The organism is Bacillus sp. 01N45 (assembly GCF_056399205.1).
Genome location: NZ_JBFTQW010000041.1, coordinates 1 through 673 on the forward strand (window position 1 = coordinate 1; position 673 = coordinate 673).

The window sequence follows — 673 nt, forward strand, 5'->3', positions numbered from 1 at the left end:
TCTGCCTGTTCCGCCACCCCGGCATGTCATATTGAAAATTGGAGCGGAAGACGGGATTCGAACCCGCGACCCCAACCTTGGCAAGGTTGTATTCTACCACTGAACTACTTCCGCAAGACATGTTTGAGTTATTTTATTAAAAGTGCGGGTGAAGGGAGTCGAACCCCCACGCCAAAGGCGCTAGATCCTAAGTCTAGTGCGTCTGCCAATTCCGCCACACCCGCATATTTATTTAAAATGGTGAGCCATGAAGGATTCGAACCTTCGACCCTCTGATTAAAAGTCAGATGCTCTACCAACTGAGCTAATGGCTCTTAATGGCTGGGCTAGCTGGATTCGAACCAGCGCATGACGGAGTCAAAGTCCGTTGCCTTACCGCTTGGCTATAGCCCATTAATTAAGAATGGTGGAGGGGGGCAGATTCGAACTGCCGAACCCGAAGGAGCGGATTTACAGTCCGCCGCGTTTAGCCACTTCGCTACCCCTCCGACATATATGGTGGAGGATGACGGGATCGAACCGCCGACCCCCTGCTTGTAAGGCAGGTGCTCTCCCAGCTGAGCTAATCCTCCATTTTGCCTGGCAACGTCCTACTCTCACAGGGACAAGGTCCCAACTACCATCGGCGCTAGAGAGCTTAACTTCCGTGTTCGGTATGGGAACGGGTGTGACC

Annotated in this window: 6 tRNA genes and 1 rRNA gene; all 7 read right to left on the reverse strand. The window is 52.6% G+C overall.

Annotated features, from left to right (window positions below):
* Positions 1 to 39 precede the first annotated feature (39 nt).
* Positions 40 to 114 (reverse strand) — tRNA-Gly (locus AC1DMU_RS29510).
* 29 nt (positions 115 to 143) lie between these two features.
* Positions 144 to 224 (reverse strand) — tRNA-Leu (locus AC1DMU_RS29515).
* Between the two features lie 14 nt (positions 225 to 238).
* Positions 239 to 314, reverse strand: a tRNA-Lys gene (locus tag AC1DMU_RS29520).
* A 4-nt stretch (positions 315 to 318) separates the two neighbouring features.
* Positions 319 to 393: transfer RNA gene (locus AC1DMU_RS29525), tRNA-Gln, on the reverse strand.
* Positions 394 to 404: 11 nt separating this feature from the next.
* Positions 405 to 488 (reverse strand) — tRNA-Tyr (locus tag AC1DMU_RS29530).
* An 8-nt stretch (positions 489 to 496) separates the two neighbouring features.
* Positions 497 to 572, reverse strand: a tRNA-Val gene (locus tag AC1DMU_RS29535).
* A 5-nt stretch (positions 573 to 577) separates the two neighbouring features.
* Positions 578 to 673 (reverse strand): 5S ribosomal RNA (gene rrf, locus AC1DMU_RS29540); the annotation flags it as partial.